12 protein-coding genes are annotated in these 17247 nt (G+C 39.1%); 8 read left to right on the top strand and 4 right to left on the bottom strand.

The annotated features are described in order from the left end of the window. Nucleotides 1-83 precede the first annotated feature (83 nt). The 4 genes from ACQKII_RS11975 to ACQKII_RS11960 all read left to right on the top strand — a co-directional run bounded on the left by ACQKII_RS11975 (nt 84) and on the right by ACQKII_RS11960 (nt 6111). Nucleotides 84-3215 carry a DNA translocase FtsK gene (locus ACQKII_RS11975; protein WP_427459499.1) on the top strand — a complete coding sequence of 1044 codons (3132 nt, stop codon included), beginning with the start codon at nt 84-86 and terminating at the stop codon, nt 3213-3215. Between the two features lie 234 nt (nt 3216-3449). Beyond that, nucleotides 3450-4748 carry a UDP-N-acetylmuramate--L-alanine ligase gene (gene murC, locus ACQKII_RS11970; protein ID WP_427459497.1) on the top strand — a complete coding sequence of 433 codons (1299 nt, stop codon included), beginning with the start codon at nt 3450-3452 and terminating at the stop codon, nt 4746-4748. A gap of 230 nt (nt 4749-4978) precedes the next feature. Next, nucleotides 4979-5485 carry a DUF948 domain-containing protein gene (locus ACQKII_RS11965; RefSeq protein ID WP_427459495.1) on the top strand — a complete coding sequence of 169 codons (507 nt, stop codon included), beginning with the start codon at nt 4979-4981 and terminating at the stop codon, nt 5483-5485. A 131-nt stretch (nt 5486-5616) separates the two neighbouring features. Then, nucleotides 5617-6111: a YtxH domain-containing protein gene (locus ACQKII_RS11960; protein ID WP_427459493.1), complete on the top strand. Its 495-nt coding sequence runs from the start codon at nt 5617-5619 to the stop codon at nt 6109-6111. A 59-nt stretch (nt 6112-6170) separates the two neighbouring features. Here ACQKII_RS11960 and ACQKII_RS11955 read toward each other — a convergent pair whose 3' ends face one another. Next, nucleotides 6171-8327, bottom strand: coding sequence for a cell division protein (locus ACQKII_RS11955; RefSeq protein ID WP_427459491.1), 2157 nt, complete (start codon nt 8325-8327; stop codon nt 6171-6173). Between the two features lie 172 nt (nt 8328-8499). Between ACQKII_RS11955 and ACQKII_RS11950 the strand changes: the two genes are divergently transcribed. Both ACQKII_RS11950 and ccpA read left to right on the top strand, forming a co-directional pair. Continuing rightward, nucleotides 8500-9585 carry a bifunctional 3-deoxy-7-phosphoheptulonate synthase/chorismate mutase gene (locus ACQKII_RS11950; protein WP_427459490.1) on the top strand — a complete coding sequence of 362 codons (1086 nt, stop codon included), beginning with the start codon at nt 8500-8502 and terminating at the stop codon, nt 9583-9585. A gap of 564 nt (nt 9586-10149) precedes the next feature. Then, on the top strand, nt 10150-11154 hold the full coding sequence (gene ccpA / locus ACQKII_RS11945) for a catabolite control protein A (protein WP_427459488.1): 1005 nt from the start codon (nt 10150-10152) through the stop codon (nt 11152-11154). A 214-nt stretch (nt 11155-11368) separates the two neighbouring features. Here the strand turns inward: ccpA and ACQKII_RS11940 are convergent, their stop codons facing one another. The 3 genes from ACQKII_RS11940 to ACQKII_RS11930 are packed head-to-tail and all read right to left on the bottom strand — an operon-like array spanning nt 11369 to nt 13832. Continuing rightward, a complete protein-coding gene (locus ACQKII_RS11940) occupies nt 11369-12529 on the bottom strand; it encodes an acetoin utilization protein AcuC (RefSeq protein ID WP_427459486.1) in 1161 nt (386 codons plus the stop codon). Next, the gene (locus ACQKII_RS11935) at nt 12529-13176 is read right to left on the bottom strand and encodes an acetoin utilization AcuB family protein (RefSeq protein ID WP_427459484.1); all 648 of its coding nucleotides are present in this window, start codon (nt 13174-13176) and stop codon (nt 12529-12531) included. The genes ACQKII_RS11940 and ACQKII_RS11935 overlap by 1 nt, the downstream gene beginning before the upstream one ends. Nucleotides 13177-13199: 23 nt before the next feature. Further along, nucleotides 13200-13832, bottom strand: coding sequence for a GNAT family N-acetyltransferase (locus tag ACQKII_RS11930; protein WP_427459482.1), 633 nt, complete (start codon nt 13830-13832; stop codon nt 13200-13202). Between the two features lie 349 nt (nt 13833-14181). On the opposite strand from ACQKII_RS11930, the gene acsA reads away from it, so the two are divergent. Continuing rightward, on the top strand, nt 14182-15903 hold the full coding sequence (acsA, locus tag ACQKII_RS11925) for an acetate--CoA ligase (RefSeq protein WP_427459623.1): 1722 nt from the start codon (nt 14182-14184) through the stop codon (nt 15901-15903). A 264-nt stretch (nt 15904-16167) separates the two neighbouring features. Continuing rightward, the gene (gene argC, locus ACQKII_RS11920) at nt 16168-17202 is read left to right on the top strand and encodes an N-acetyl-gamma-glutamyl-phosphate reductase (protein ID WP_427459480.1); all 1035 of its coding nucleotides are present in this window, start codon (nt 16168-16170) and stop codon (nt 17200-17202) included. Nucleotides 17203-17247 lie beyond the last annotated feature (45 nt).

Here is a 17247-nt window from a genome sequence, read left to right as displayed (position 1 = left end):
ACGTGGACTTTGTTTTTAAAAGTCTCTCTTTTAAAGCATAGACTACGCTATAAACGAAGTGTATGAGAAATGAGTGAAACAAAGTGAATTGGTTTAAAAAACAAATAGATAAAATTATAAATAGAGATGATTATGAGTACGAATATGAAGACGATTATGAATATGAAAACTATCAGGAACAACACGAGCAACAGCAATCGTTGAAAGAAATACCAGAAGCTAAGCAAAAGGCTTTTCGCTTTCCATTAATAGAGGACGAAGAAATTGAACCATTAACCGAACCTAAAGAGACATTCAATCAAATGGAAGATGCTTATTATGGACAAATTGAAGATCTATCGTTACCGAAGCATTTACATAATCATATCGTAGATTCACGCGTTTACGATGTGGAAGTTTCGGGCATTCGTGAGCTTTTAGAAAATCGCACAAAGCGTACTGGCAGAACGACAATTACGCGAAGTCAGCCAGAGCAAGAGAATCTTTCAAAAGCACGTATGGTTTTTCGTGATGCTCAATATGAACCAGTTAAGCAAAAGGAGGCTACTCCTAAGACAGAACCAACTGTTGAAAGTACTTTGCCACCAAATCGTAAACGTTTTGTACCAACTGATGTACCTTCACCAGTCTACGGCTTCGCTAAGCCAAGCCCAATTGAGCACTTGTTAAACAAACGTAAGGATGAAAATGATGCTGAAATACCTTCATCATCTGCGTCTGTAAAAGAAGCGACAACAAATGAGGCTATTGAAAATATACTAGTAGAAAAAGTGCCTAGCCTGACACCAAATGATGTAAATAATCAGGTTAAGGAGTCTAACGTTACTGAAGCCACTTCCCACCAAACAATAACAGTTGATGAAGTTCAATCATTAGAAAAGCAATCGATTACATTTGATGAAGAGTATGAAGAAAAAAAACAACCAATACTATTTGTTGAAGGTCAAAGTGAAGAGAAACAACCAAGTACATTTGATGAAGTTCAAGAAGAAGAAATGATCCAGACAAAAGAATTTACGAATATGGCTGTACCGCCAACGACATCTTTTGCAGTTGGTTTCGAAGAACAAGTGAAGGAAGCTGTACAGCAAGAACTCGCGCTCGATCAACTCTCTGCAAATGAATCGGATATTCATGTTAAAGAAGTGATTGTGGAACAAGTACAAATAGAAAATTCTACAATTCATATTGGTGAAGTGACCGTTGTACAACCGACCGCAGATGAAGATGCCGAGCAAGAGGTTTTAGCTGAGCAATTTGATAAAGCAGCAATTAAGCAAGAAAAAAGCCGTATTCCTTTTAATGTTTTAATGTTAAAAACGGATAAAGAGAAGTGGCAGCATCGCCAACAGCTTAAGGATACACCGCCATTTGTTCCTGATGAAAATCAACAGAAAACTGAACCTACTGCTATGAATGAAGATGAGTCACCTGTAGAAAAATCAGAATCTACATCTTCGTTTATGGTAAAAGAAGCAGAGCTGACACCTCTCAATACAGGATCAATCAACGCAGCAGTGGAGAAGGTAACTGAGATTACAATGTCATCGGTAGCAACAATGATTCGCCCATCGACAGTAGAAAATACAGTGATGGAGTTAGAAGGAGCCGATGAGATATCAGCGACTTCACTAATGGATTCAGAGCTAATTGTTGATCAAGCACTTGTAGAGGAAAAGATTGATGTTCCAAGTGTTATGGGGAATGCTGAAGTAGTTGATGGGAATTTACAAGAACAGTGTCCAATTGCTGAAGCGGTACCTGAAAAGGAGGAGCCAGTCGTGGCATCTCCTAAACCAGTCAAAGTGTATCATAAACCAGGCGAAGCGTATTTAGAACCACCTGAAGAAAAAACACAAGATACTGAGTGGATGGAGCAACAAGGAGATACTTTAGTGGAAGCTCTTTCTTATTTCCAGGTTTCAGCTCAAATTGAATCAATTATGCAAGGGCCAGCCGTGACACAATTTGAAATAACAGTCAGTCATGGAACAAAGGTAAGTAAAATTCGTAACCTAGCAGATGATTTGAAGCTAGCGTTGGCAGCCAAGGACATTCGTATTCAAGCACCGATCCCTGGTAAAAGTTCAATTGGGATAGAAATTCCAAACCGTGTGTCTCGTGCTGTTCGTTTATCAGAAGTGACAAATAGTGCTTCCTTCCTCGAATCAGATTCACCGCTTGAAGCGGCACTTGGGCTGGATTTAACAGGAAAGCCTGTAACGATTGATTTACGAAAAATGCCACATGGCTTAATTGCTGGGGCTACAGGTTCAGGAAAGTCAGTTTGTATTAATTCCATTTTGGTTAGCTTATTATATAAGGCTGCACCACATGAGTTAAAATTAATGCTGATTGACCCTAAAATGGTGGAACTTGCTCCGTTCAATCATATTCCTCATTTAGTCAGTCCAGTTATTACAGATGTTAAGGCTGCAACAGCAGCCTTAAAATGGGCTGTCGAGGAGATGGAGCGACGATATCAGTTATTTGCACATGCCGGTGCACGAGATATCACGCGCTATAATGCACTAGCTGATAAAAATAATGAGCATAGTTTAAAATTACCGTATATTTTAATTGTCATTGATGAGTTAGCAGATTTAATGATGATGTCTCCTGCAGATGTGGAGGAGGCAATTTGTCGTATTGCCCAAAAGGCACGTGCTTGTGGTATTCATTTAATTGTTGCGACACAAAGACCGTCTGTGGACGTTATTACAGGGCTCATCAAATCAAATATTCCCACACGTATTGCCTTCGCGGTGTCGTCGCAAATAGATTCGCGCACTATATTAGATGGGCAAGGAGCAGAAAGGTTACTTGGACGAGGCGATATGCTATATTTAGGTAATGGAATGTCTGCACCAGTACGTTTGCAAGGGACATTTGTGACGGATGATGAAATAGAAGCAATCATAGACCATGTTCGTGAGCAAGGTGAACCGGATTATATCTTCGACCAAGAGGAGCTTTTAAAGAAAATTGAAGTTTCTGCAGAGCAGGATGATCTGTTTGAGGATGTTTGCCGATTTGTTTATGATCAAGGGGGAGCCTCTACGTCTCTTATTCAACGCAAGTATCATATCGGTTATAATCGTGCTGCACGTTTAATTGATATGTTAGAAACTCATGGTTTTGTATCAGAGGCAAGAGGTAGTAAACCACGTGAAAGTTATATTACTGAGCAAGATTTAATTGCTATGTTTGAATAAGAATTGCAGTGTTTTCGTATAGATTATCTGACTTTCGTCAAAATTAGTTTTTTTAGAAAAGTTGCACATTTATCCTTATGTATAAATAGTGCTATAATAGACAAGATGTTTTGAACAGTACGTATTTTTTTGTGTTTAAAAAAAGGTATTAATACCTAAAATTCAGAGCATAAAAAATACGATACACCTAATAGATGATAGATGGGATTTAGTATTTCCCGGGGGGTTTAATTAATGACAGTTTTTCATTTCACAGGCATTAAAGGTTCTGGCATGAGTTCACTTGCACAAATCTTATTCGATGCTGGTGAACAAGTACAGGGCTCAGACATTGACAAGTATTTCTTCACGGAGCAGCCGTTACGTGATCGTAATATTCCAATTCTTACATTTAATGCAGATAATATTAAACAAGGTATGACGGTAATTGCAGGAAATGCTTTTCCTGATGAACATCCAGAATTAGTGCGTGCACGTGAAATCGGTGTTGAGATTATTCGTTATCACAAGTTTTTAGGCGATTATATTGGGAATTACACATCAATTGCAATTACAGGTGCACATGGTAAAACATCTACCACGGGTTTAATGGCTCATGTTGTAAATGGCTATAAACCAACATCCTATTTAATCGGTGATGGTACGGGAGCTGGACATGAGAATGCAGACTTCTTTGTGATGGAAGCATGTGAATACCGACGACACTTTTTAGCGTATAATCCGGATTACGCTGTAATGACTAATATTGATTTTGATCATCCAGACTATTTTGCAAACATAGAAGATGTCTATTCTGCTTTCCAATCACTTGCATTACAAGTGAAAAATGCCATCATTGCATGTGGGGATGATGAACATCTTCAACGTATTCAAGCGAAAGTACCTGTTGTTTATTATGGATTTGGTGCTGAAAATGATTTTGAAGCACGTAATGTTGAGAAAACGACTAAGGGAACAACATTTGATGTATTTGTTCGTAATGAGTTTTATAGCACTTTCTTTATTCCATTGTTTGGAGATCACGCAGTATTAAATACTTTAGCTGTTATTACACTTTGTCAATATGAAGGTATCTCTCCAGAGATTATTCAAGAACGTTTGAACACATATAAAGGTGTGAAAAGACGTTTTACTGAAACGGATATTGGGAATAATGTATTAATAGATGATTACGCACACCATCCAACAGAAATTCGTGCGACGATTCAATCAGCTCGTCAAAAATTTCCTGAACGTGAACTGGTAGCTATTTTCCAACCACATACATTTACACGTACACAAGCATTTTTACAAGACTTTGCAGATAGCCTAAGCCTTGCAGATACAGCTTACTTATGTGATATATTCGGTTCGGCAAGGGAGACACAAGGCGCCCTTTCAATCCAAGATTTAGCTTCATTGATTGAGGGAAGTGCTGTGATTACTACTGAAGGCATCGAAGTGTTAAGAAAGCATGAAGGCGCAGTGTTTTTATTTATGGGCGCAGGGGATGTCCACAAATTCCAAGACGCTTTTGAAGACTTGCTAAAATGATTCAGAACTGTTTTCTATGTCAAAAGGACAGTGTAACGTATCGGCAGAAGTAAAAGTCCGTTCGTCTAGAAGTAACAATAGTACTTCTAGACGAAATGATATAACAACGAAACAGCTTAATCCGCAAGGAATAAGCTGTTTTTTCTCAAAAATGGGAAGGAATTCAGTTTTTTTTGTCGAAGATAGGGAAAGTAATAGTAATGTAATTCTTACTAGTGGGAGGTCTATTTATGGAAGTTATTTTGTATATTGCTGCAATTATTGCGGCAATCGGTTTTTTAATCTTATGTGTGAGCATCGGTATGACGTTGTTTTCGCTTAAATCGATTCTTAACAGCCTAACGGGTACTTTTGCAGGCATTGAGGGACAAATGGAAGGTATTACACGCGAAACGACTTCCTTATTAGTCAAAACAAATAGCTTAGCTGAGGATATTCAAGATAAATCCAAACAGTTAAATTCTGTTGTTCATGCAGTCAAGGGAATTGGGGACTCCGTGAACGGTTTAAATACTTCGGTACAGCAAATTACTTCGTCTATCTCAAAAAATATTGAGCAAAATGAAGAAAAAATTGCTCAAGTTGTTCAGTGGAGTAATGTTGCAATGGGCATTGCAGATAAGTGGAAGAAACGTAAAATAATCGAGCAGGCTCAAGAAATTGTACAAGAGGAACCATATTCTTTCGATACAGCAAATGAGGACAAGCCGAAAAGAAAATGGGGCCGTAAAAAATAATTATTATTTGGTTGGCGTTAACTGCCTTCTGAATAAAAATAAAGCCTCATGCGTATGTTTATTAGCCGGATGCAAAATTCACCGGCATAATTACGCCAAGGCGCATTAGATAAATGGGGAGGAATTGTAGCATGACGACTCAAAAACCGAATTTTAATGAAGTGAAAGAACAACAACTAGAAAGTTCATTGCCGCAGCTTTATCATTCACAAGAATCAATCTATGAAGAGGAGCGTGTGAACATGAAAGATTTTGTCATTGGCGCATTAGTTGGAGGTATTGTAGGTGCAGCTGCAGGCTTATTACTAGCTCCGAAACCAGGGAAAGATTTACGTAGTGATGTAGCTGTACAAGCTGTTAACTTAAAAGATAAGAGTGCAGATTTATCATTGACGGCAAAAGATAAAACAGTTCAATTATCAAAACAAATTCAAGAGCAATCTACACAATTGGTAGAAAAAGTGAAAACATTGAAATCTGCAAAAGCACCAACTGTTTTCGACGATGGTACTGTTTCATTTGAGGGAGAAGAACCACTTGAAGACTTTACCGAAAAATCAGATGCAAAAGCAGAGGATGCTGTAGAGCAAGCTGTTGAAGATAAAGCAGAGGAAGTTCGCGCGTAACAATGTACGAAAAGGGATACTGTACGTCTTAACAATGACGTATTGTATCCCTTTTTTTATTAGTATGATGTGTGAGCTTCTTCAAGCAGTATTTCTAACTTATCGCCACCGAAAATTTCCATGTCAAAACTTGCTGGCTGCCCGTTTCGTAGTATCGTAAAGTTTCCCTTAAATGTAGTAGGGAGTTGCCAGCTTGAGAAACGAAATACATCCTGATAAATCCATCGACTTTGATCCTTTTCTTTGAACGAAATTGTCGCGCCATTTGGTACTGTAGAAAGCGGTGGTACGACAGCTTGATTGACGAACACTTCATGGGCAATTTTATTTAGCTCTAAAACTTCATGTTGGAAATGAATAATAATCTTATCTTCGAGCAAAATATTCATCTGATCAGCAATATGTTGAACAGTCGGTAATGCTTGTTGCTGGAATTTAATCACATCCCTATTATGGACTGCATATGACATTTTGCATGGCTTATCATTTATCAATAAAGAGGGTGAAAACTCTGGTAAATACAGTGGCTTACCGTCAACATGAATATAATATGACTCAAATCGTTTCAGTAAATCCCAATTATTTGTAAATTTAAATACATTTTCGACTGTTTCAGCAATTTCAAAGGCAATAACGTCACGATCATTTAAAATGCTATCGAGTGATGCTGGTGCACCATTGACAGTAATTTTTGGTTCAATGACATACTTTGTATCATGAATGGTAACTGTTTTGATAGCTGCCTCATCCACAATATCTCTGACAGTAGCTTTTGCTGTTTGACCGTCCTGACCTTCTATCAATTGGATGGCATCGCCTGTTTTAATAGTGGTTTTAGTGGAGGCCTGTTGACCATTAACTAAAATTTGTGCTGGTTGTCCGTGGCCACCTGGGATGAAAATATCCTGTCCATTGACGCTCACCGATAAACCATGACCGGGCTTGCCATACAATTGTTTGGCACGAATGTTGGCAGCTAAAAATGCGTCTCCAACTGTCATTTCCTTTAGTTCAAATAGGCGTACAACTTGCTCATTAACAGTTAAACTCATATATTGGATGGGCATTTTCTTTGCGGCGATTGCAATACCAATTGGTGTGACTAGTTCAGGTGAAGGTTTTATATGTTCTTCTTTTGTTAAGTTTGGTATGGCGTCAACGCCACGTACCGCAATACGATTTGTAGGCAAATCGAGCACAAGTCCAAGTTCCGTTGTAAGATCTGGAGTTAAACTCCCCCCGCCTACAAGCATGACAGCCTTCGGGGCAGTACGATTGTTGAGACGTAAGATTTCTTCTCCAATGGCCTGTGCCAGTTGTTTTACAGCAGGCTCAATAGCTTTTAGCACTTCGGCTTTCGCAAAAAATTGATCAAAGCCTAAAATATCTTGAATTAATATTTCGTCTTCAGTCTGTAGTTGACGCTTAGCCGTTTCTGCTACTGGGAAGTCTAGTAAATAATGGTCACTAAGGGCTTCAGTAATTTCATCACCTGCTGTTGGCACCATCCCATAGGCCACAACTGTACTTTTATCAGTAATCGCAATATCAGATGTACCTGCGCCAATATCGACGAGCGCAACATTAAGGCGACGCATCGTTGGCGGGATTAGCACATTGATGGCAGCAATCGGCTCTAGAGTGAGTGCTTCCATTTCTAAATTGGCGCGTTTTAGAGCTGCAATGAGAGATTCCACCACTACGCGTGGTAGGAAGGTTGCAATCACTTCGATTTGTGCCTCGTCGCCTTGCTGATCGAGAAGACTACCAATTTCCTCACCATCGAGTCGATAATAAAGGACAGAATAGCCTACACAGTAATAGTGGCTCGTTTTTGCATCCTCTTTCTGCTGTAAAAGTTGCTGTTGTGCCTGTTGAACGGCTTGTAATTCTAAACGGCTAATATCTTCTTCTGTAAAAATAGGCCGATTGCGTATACTAATTGTCACACTCGCTTGTTCGGTCTTTAATGAGCGACCTGCAGCTGCTACACTGACCTTTGTTAAAGGGCCATGCTGTTCTTCAAGCTCATGTTTAATTTCATTGATTAAATCTGCCACATACATGACATTATGTATTTGACCATCCACCATGGCGCGCTCTTTATGCTCTTTTACTAAAATATCCTGTACGTGAAAATGATCATTATCTTCTACTAAAATAATGCCGACAACAGAACGTGTACCGATATCAAGCGCAAATAATTTTGAACTCAATGTAATCGCTTCCTTCCTTGATATATCTCAAAATAATTTAGCGAGTTGAAGCGCTAAATTAAAAATGCGTGACATTCTGAACAACATTGATTATAATAATGCTAATATCTAAAAATGTAACATACATTTCAGAGTTCTGAAAGTGTCTGTCATGGGGAGAGGAGCAAGAAGCATGAGCCAGAAAGATTTAGAAAGCTTACGTAGTCAAATTGACGGATTAAACTTAGAAATTCTTCGTCTAATTAACGAACGTGCAGCAGTAGTAGATGAAATCGGTAAAATTAAAGAAAAACAAGGTGTGAATCGTTATGATCCACTGCGTGAACGACACATGCTTGATCTGATTAAAGAAAATAACAACGGACCATTAAACCAAATGACGGTTGATTATATTTTTAAACAAATCTTCAAAACAGCACTAAAACAATTAGAAGCAGATAAAAAGAAAGAATTACTTGTATCACGTAAGAAAAAATCTGAAGATACAATTATAAATATTAACGGTGAACTAATTGGCCAAGGAAAACCATCTTTCGTATTCGGTCCTTGTGCTGTAGAATCATACGAGCAAGTAGCAGCTGTAGCAGAATCTATTAAAGCTAAAGGCGAAAAACTTATTCGTGGCGGTGCGTATAAACCACGTACTTCTCCATATGACTTCCAAGGTCTTGGATTAGAAGGTCTAAAAATTTTAAAGCGTGTATCTAAAGAATATGGTTTAGGTGTAATTACCGAAATTGTAACACCTGGTCATTTAGAAGAAGCGCTAGAATATATTGATGTGATCCAAATTGGTGCTCGTAATATGCAAAACTTCGAATTATTAAAAGCAGCTGGGGCAACGAACAAGCCTGTCCTTTTAAAACGTGGTTTAGCAGCAACTATTGATGAGTTCATTCATGCAGCAGAATATATTATGTCTAAAGGGAATGAAAACATCATCCTATGTGAACGTGGTATTCGTACGTACGAAAAAGCAACACGTAACACATTAGACATTTCAGCGGTGCCGATTTTAAAACAAGAAACACATTTACCTGTATTTGTAGATGTAACGCATTCAACTGGTCGACGTGATTTACTATTACCATGTGCGAAGGCAGCAATTGCTATCGGTGCAGATGGTGTTATGGCAGAGGTTCATCCAGATCCATCTGTAGCACTTTCTGATTCACAACAACAAATGGATATTCCGACATTCGATGCATTCTACGATACCCTACAAAAATTCATGAAAAATCATGAGATTCATGCCTAAACTTTAATGTAATGAGTTAAAAACCGTTTGTCATTTTTGACAGACGGTTTTTTTATCCCGTATTAACGGTCAGTAAAACGCCACCTCAAGTGGAAAACTGAGAACGAGTACAGGAGGAGGGCGATCAACTGACCGTAAAAGCCCGATGGTTCAACTACCAAACAGCGGGGGATGAAGAAAACCCCCACTGTTTGAAGTTTCACTATATCCCGCATTAACGGTCAGTAAGCCGCCCACCTCAAGTGGGAGCTAACAAGGAGGGCGATCAACTGACCGTAAAAGCCCGATGGTTCGACTACCAAACAGCGGGGGATGAAGAAAATCCCCCTGTTTGAAGTTTCACTATATCGAAAAGAAATATTACATAATGAATGATTAGCAAATAGCGTAAGATTGCATGCATTTCTTGCACAATACTACAAAAGAATGCTTTGGTGACAAAATAATGTCTATAATAGTACTATTACTACTTGGCTTTTCGATTGATGGACTTACTTGTTCTTGAAAAGGATATGAAAATTATCGTATGATAAGGCTATATAAGGAAAAAGGGAGGCACGTACGATGACTGTTACAATTTATGATGTTGCCCGTGAAGCGAATGTTTCCATGGCAACAGTTTCTCGTGTAGTCAACGGTAACCAAAATGTAAAACCGGCAACACGAAAAAAAGTTTTAGAAGTAATTGAACGATTAGAATATCGTCCGAACGCTGTAGCGCGTGGTTTGGCAAGTAAGAAAACAACAACAGTTGGCGTGATTATCCCGGATATTGCAAACAATGTTTATGCGGAACTGGCACGCGGTGTGGAGGATATAGCGACAATGTATCGTTACAATATCATTCTAGCCAACTCAGATCAAAATGAAGATAAAGAATTACAACTGCTGGATACAATGCTAGGTAAACAAGTGGACGGTATTGTAATGATGAGTGATGAAGTAACTGAAAAAATGCGGCAGTCGATGGATCATTCACCTGTGCCGATTGTACTTGCAGGTTCAGTAGACGAGTCGCAATCAATTGCAACTGTAAATATTGATTATTTCCAGGCAGCTAATGAGGCCATTACGTTACTGATAAAAAATGGTCATACGAGAATTGGTTTTGTAACAGGGCCACTTACTTATACGATTAATAGCAAATACAAGCTTGAAGCCTATAAAAAAGCACTACAAAATGCAGGTTTAACTATAGACGAATCACTTATTGTGGGAGATGAGTCTAGCTATGATACAGGCTTAGAGGCTTGGGAAACACTATCGTCCCTTGAAGATCCCCCGACAGCTTATTTTGCAGGTAGCGATGAACTAGCAATCGGATTGATTCACGGTGCACAGGACGCAGGTAAAAGTGTTCCAGATGATATTGAGGTCATCAGTTTTGAAAACTCAAAGCTAGCACGTATGGTGCGTCCGCAACTAACAAGTGTTGCATTGCCACTATACGATATTGGAGCAGTTGCAATGCGTCTACTCACAAAATTAATGAGCAAAGAGCCTGTTGAGAATGAAGCCGTTATTTTACCGTATCGTATTGAACAGCGACAATCTGTAAAAAGCAACTAATTATGAAAAGCACGTAAAATCTATTTTATGATTTACGTGTTTTTTTATTGAGATGGATAGATGGAGCGGATAGAACTCTGAAAGTGATGAATAGAACTCTGAAAGTGATGGATAGAACTCTGAAAGTGATGGATAGAACCTCGAAAGTGACGGATAGAACTCAATCACTGCCTAGCATGAAAAAAGCCTCACGATAATCATGAGGCTTAACTTTTTAAACACGTTTTTCAATGCGTATAATATGTAACGCTTTGTCTAACATTTGTGCATTCTTTTCTTCGATTTCGGCCTTTCGTGGAATTGGCTCATATAGAGGGTTTGGATCCTCCCATGTTGGGATAAAGGGTACTGGTGCTTCTGGCTGCCAGCGATCTAACCAAGCTTGAGGGAGAGCACCTGTAGGCATTTCTTGATCTGTCATTTCCAACCACAGCATAGACCATGCTCTTGGAACAACGCGCCAAATATCGTAACCACCGCCGCCGACAGCAATCCATTTTCCTCCACAATATTCATGTGCTAATTTATGCGCAAGCTTAGGAATTTCTTTATAAATATTCATAGTACCATATAAATGTGTTAGAGGATCAAAGTAATGTGCATCTGCCCCATTTTGCGTTAAGACAACATCTGGTTTGAAAAACTCAAAGACTTCGCGCATAGCTTTTTCATATATATCTAAGAAACTTTCATCTTCAGTAAATGCATCAATTGGAAAATTAAAAGATGTACCATAACCTGGGCCATTGCCACGTTCGGTAATATTCCCTGTCCCTGGGAATAGGTAGCGTCCCGTTTCATGTATAGATAAAGTACAAACATCAGGATCCTCATAAAAACTCCATTGTACGCCGTCTCCGTGATGGGCATCGGTATCTACATATAACACACGAGCCTTGTATTTTTCCTGCAAATAACGAATAGCTACTGTACTATCATTGTAAATACAAAAACCCGAAGCGCGCCCACGGAAGCCATGATGTAGACCTCCACCGAGGTTTAGGGCATGCTCAGATTTCCCTTCCATGACATAATCGACAGCTGTTAATGTCCCACCGACAAGTTGTGCACTTGCTTCATGCATATTTTTAAAAATAGGTGTATCCTCTGTACCGATGCCATAGCTTTCACCTTGTGCCTCGGTAAGCTCGCCATGCCCGGCTCTTTTAACAATATCAATGTATTTAGGATCATGTGCAAGTAAGAGTTCTTCTTCTGTTGCGACACGTGCTGGAACAATATCTACATCATTAAGAGTCCCGATATTTTTTAGTAAATCCATTGTTAGCGTCAAACGTTTATGATTGAAAGGATGTGTATCTGAAAATTTATATCCGAGTTGTTCAGGTGAATAAACAAATACGGCCTTTTTCATTATAATGAAACACCTGGTAAATTAGGCCATAGGACATCGAAGCCCTTTTTACGAAGATCTTCAATCATAGCTAATGGATTTAGTGTTTTTACTCGGACGCTTAAAATTTTATTTTGAGTATTTTCAGAATCAGGATAAACTAAGACGCTTTGGACGTTTGCATGGTGTTCATTGAAAATTTTCGTAATTTCAAACAATATTCCGGGTGTATCAGATACTCGTATTTCGATTTTGGAACCTGGCTCAGTGGCACCTGTTAGCTCAATGTATGTATAGAGCAAATCAGTAGTTGTCACGATACCGACTAATTTTCCACCTGAGACAATGGGTAAACAGCCTACCTTGGATTCATAAAAAGTGAGTGCGACCTCTTCTACAAAATCAAGCGGGTGGCCAACGAGCGGGTTTTTCACCATGATTTCTTGAACAGCAGCATTGAAAACTGCTGAATTTGGTTCGTCCTGCAATGAGGAAGGTAATGCCTCTTTAATATCCCTTTCAGTTATAACGCCAAGAACATGGCGGTCTTCATCTACGACAGGTAAATGGCGTACTTTTTTCTCACGCATCAATTTCAGTGCTTCGAGTACAGTGTTTGTAGGTGCTAATGTGTGCGGCTCTTCATTCATAATTTCTTCAACAATCATATACGCATCCCCCTTGTGTGGTTTTAATACATGAAGCGATTTCTAAAACGAAGTCTATCAAATCTTTCCATTGTCTTGGGTGGCACACGTTTTCCCTCTCGTGCCATGAGGCAGTTAGCTGGATGAGATGTAATTTCAGGATCATCTGTAGCAAAATATTCGAAGCCAGCGGAGCTCATCATTCGCTCCATCATTTTGCGATAATCCCATACATTTAACCCAGTACCTTTTAAATCCCAATGCCAATAATATTCAGTTGTAATAACGAGATAGTCCTCCATTTCATCTCCCATGAAGGACACGGCTAACAAGGTTTTACCAGTACCTGTTCCACGATAGGCTGGGATTACTTCGATAGCCCCTAACTCAATCATATTATCAATTCGATCTTCTGCCCAACGTTCAAGTGGATCGGGGTACAGATAGGTTACATAACCTACGATAATATCTTCATTGCGAATAATAATAATTCGACCTTCAGGAAGTCCCGCAATTTCAATAATGGCTTGCTGTTGTTGCTTTGGAGGTCTAAAGGCAACCAAGCCTTCGTGGAATGAATATGTAGCTAATTTTTCTGGAGGAACAGGTCCTTCCACGTACACAGTACCATGCTTTGTTTCCTTTGTAACAGAAAAAAAAGTTTTTTTATGTTCCATAATTACACCACCTGAGTTTTATAACTCCATTATAGCTGATTTCTCGCGTAAAAACGCTTATTTTTGTAAATTATAACTGCGTTTTCGGAAAAATAAAAATATTGAGACATTTTCGGTAGATTCGTGTAAAATAGATATATATTGCAACTGTTATTTAACAGATGAACGTTGATTAATAAACATTCAGTGGTTTTTTTGCTGTATAAACTGTTGTATAACAATTGCTACATAACGTATTTTTCTTTGGAGAAGGTGGCGGATTTTAAGGGGAATATCGTAAGTAAATCGATTTAAAATTTGCCTACTAATGTACTAAAGCGAAAGCAAAGAAAGGGGTAATTTCATGGGGATGAAAACGATGGAGAAATTAAAAGCTTTACCACTACAGTATAATTTGCCTAATTATGAGGATGCAAAAGCAACACATGATTGGGCAGAAACAGAAAAGGCATTTAGCTGGTATGAAACAGGTCGAGTAAATATGGCTTATGAGGCAATTGATCGTCATACGGAAACCTTTCGCAAAAACAAAGTGGCACTTTATTACAATGATGGGAAGCGTAACGAAGCCTATTCTTTCAATGAAATGAAAAAGCTAACGAACAAGGCTGCGAATGTTTTAAAATCTGCGACAAGTTTAGAAAAAGGCGATCGCTTATTTATTTTTATGCCACGTTCGCCAGAGCTCTATTTCACATTATTAGGCGCATTAAAAATGGGTGTTATTGTTGGACCGCTTTTCGAAGCATTTATGGAAGGAGCGGTATACGATCGACTTTCCGATAGTGGTGCAAAGGTATTAGTAACAACGCCTGAGTTGCTCGAACGTGTACCATTAGCTAAGTTACCAAATTTACAGCACGTATTTTTAGTGGGTACTGACATTGAAGAAACAGCACAAATTTTAGATTTCAATAAACGCTTGAAAGAGGCTCCATCTCAGTTTGATATAGAATGGGTAGACCGTGAGGATGGTATGATATTACATTATACATCTGGATCAACAGGTGCACCGAAAGGCGTATTGCACGTACACAATGCAATGCTCCAGCAGTATCAATCGACACAATGGGTGCTTGATTTACGTGAGGATGATATTTACTGGTGTACGGCTGATCCAGGTTGGGTAACAGGTACATCTTATGGTATTTTCGGGCCGTGGTTAAATGGTATCACAATGTTGATTGTAGGAGGAAGATTCTCACCACAGGCTTGGTATCAGGCAATTGAAGATTATAGCGTATCTGTTTGGTATAGCGCACCAACAGCTTTCCGTATGTTAATGGGTGCTGGTAGAGGCGTGCTAGAAAACTATGATTTATCTTCCCTTCGACATGTATTATCGGTCGGTGAGCCTTTGAATCCTGAGGTTATTCGCTGGGGTTACGAAGAATTAGGGCATCGCATTCATGATACATGGTGGATGACAGAAACGGGCGCACATATGATTTGTAATTATCCAAGTATGGATATCAAGCCAGGTTCGATGGGAAAACCGCTACCAGGTATACACGCGACAATCGTGGATGATGCGGGTGATGAAGTACCACCCTTTACGATGGGGAACTTAGCGGTGCGTCGCGGTTGGCCAGCCATGATGCGTCAAATTTGGGGTAATCCACAGCGTTATGAATCATACTTCTTAAAAGGTGAGTGGTATGTGTCAGGTGATTCTGCTTACATGGATGATGAAGGATACTTCTGGTTCCAAGGACGTGTTGATGATGTTATTATGACAGCTGGAGAGCGTGTTGGACCATTTGAAGTGGAAAGCAAACTCCTCGAGCATCCAGATGTAATAGAGGCAGGGGTTATCGGTAAGCCAGATCCAGTACGTGGAGAGATTATTAAGGCGTTCGTATCTTTACGTGAAGGTGTTGCGCCATCTGATGCTCTGATTGAAGATATTCGTGATTTTGTCAAGAAAGGTTTGTCAGCTCACGCAGCACCACGTGAAATTGAATTTAAGGAGAAGCTTCCAAAAACACGAAGTGGTAAAATTATGCGTCGTGTGTTAAAAGCATGGGAGCTAAATTTACCAACAGGCGATCTTTCTACTATGGAAGATTAATATGATCACTAGAGCATAATTCAAAATTTGGACGTGCTTGAAGCGTAAGTGATTTTATTCATATAATGCATAAAGATAAGGCGGGAATTCATTCGGTTAGCGAAGGAGTTCTCGCCTTCTTTTTTCTGAATACGTGCTAGTAAGTAAGAAAATAATACCCTTTTAACAGAGTATTAAGAAAATACTAGTAATAAATAAAAATTCAGTTGACTTAATAATTATACAGACGTATACTGTTTTTAACTTATTTCAGAGGTGAGTGCAGTGAAAGTAGGAATTGTTGGTGCAACAGGATATGGTGGATTAGAGCTAATTCGCTTTTTACATAATCATCAGGCAGTGGAGCAAATTGATTTATTTACATCCTCAGAAGAAGGTGTTGTATTTTCTTCGAAGTTTGGACACTTAGTTAATATTGCTGATAAGCCATTGCAAAAAATTGATTATGAGACATTAGAGAAATTTGATGTTGTTTTTACAAGTACACCTTCTGGGGTGACAAGTGAGCTATTGCCGCCATTAGTAGGAAAAGGTCCAAAGTTAATTGACTTATCAGGTGATTACCGGTTAAAAGATCTAGCAAGCTATGAAGCGTGGTACGGTAAAAAAGCGGCACCGCTAAAAATCATTGAGCAAAGTGTTTATGGTTTAACAGAATGGAATGCAGACAATGTGAAAAATGCATCTCTTATTGCAAATCCAGGGTGCTATCCAACCGCAGTCTTGCTTTCACTATTACCATTATTAAAAGAAAAATTGATTGATCCAAGTTTTCTAGTCATTGATGCGAAGAGCGGTGTTTCAGGTGCTGGTAATAAGCCATCACAAACGACCCACTTTAGTGAGGCAAATGAAAGCTTCTCCATTTATAAAACAAACACACACCAACATATTCCAGAGATTGAACAGGCCATCTCCATGTTTGCTGGTGTCGATACGGCGATTTCCTTTAATACACATTTAGTGCCTATGACGCGTGGTATTTTATCGACAGCATATGCACCCGTGATGACGGATGTAACCGAGAGTCATTTAGTTGCTTGTTTACAAGCTGCATACGAAAAGCATCCATTTGTACGTATTGTGACGGATGTAAATAGCCTTGCTACGAATCGTGTGAAGGGTTCGAACTACTGCGATATTTTCGTGAAGGTTGATAGTCGTACAAATCGTGCCACGATAGTTGGCGTAATTGACAATTTAGTCAAGGGGGCAGCAGGCCAAGCAATTCAAAATATGAACGTTCAGTTTGACTTACCGCAAACGACTGGACTAGATGTTGTGCCGTTCTTTATTTAAATGTAATAGCATACAGAAGTCTGTGTGCTTCTGTAATCTCATATT

It is taken from the genome of Lysinibacillus sp. NPDC048646 (genome assembly GCF_050272295.1).
GTDB lineage: Bacteria > Bacillota > Bacilli > Bacillales_A > Planococcaceae > Lysinibacillus.
This window is presented reverse-complemented; position numbering and strand designations above follow the sequence as displayed.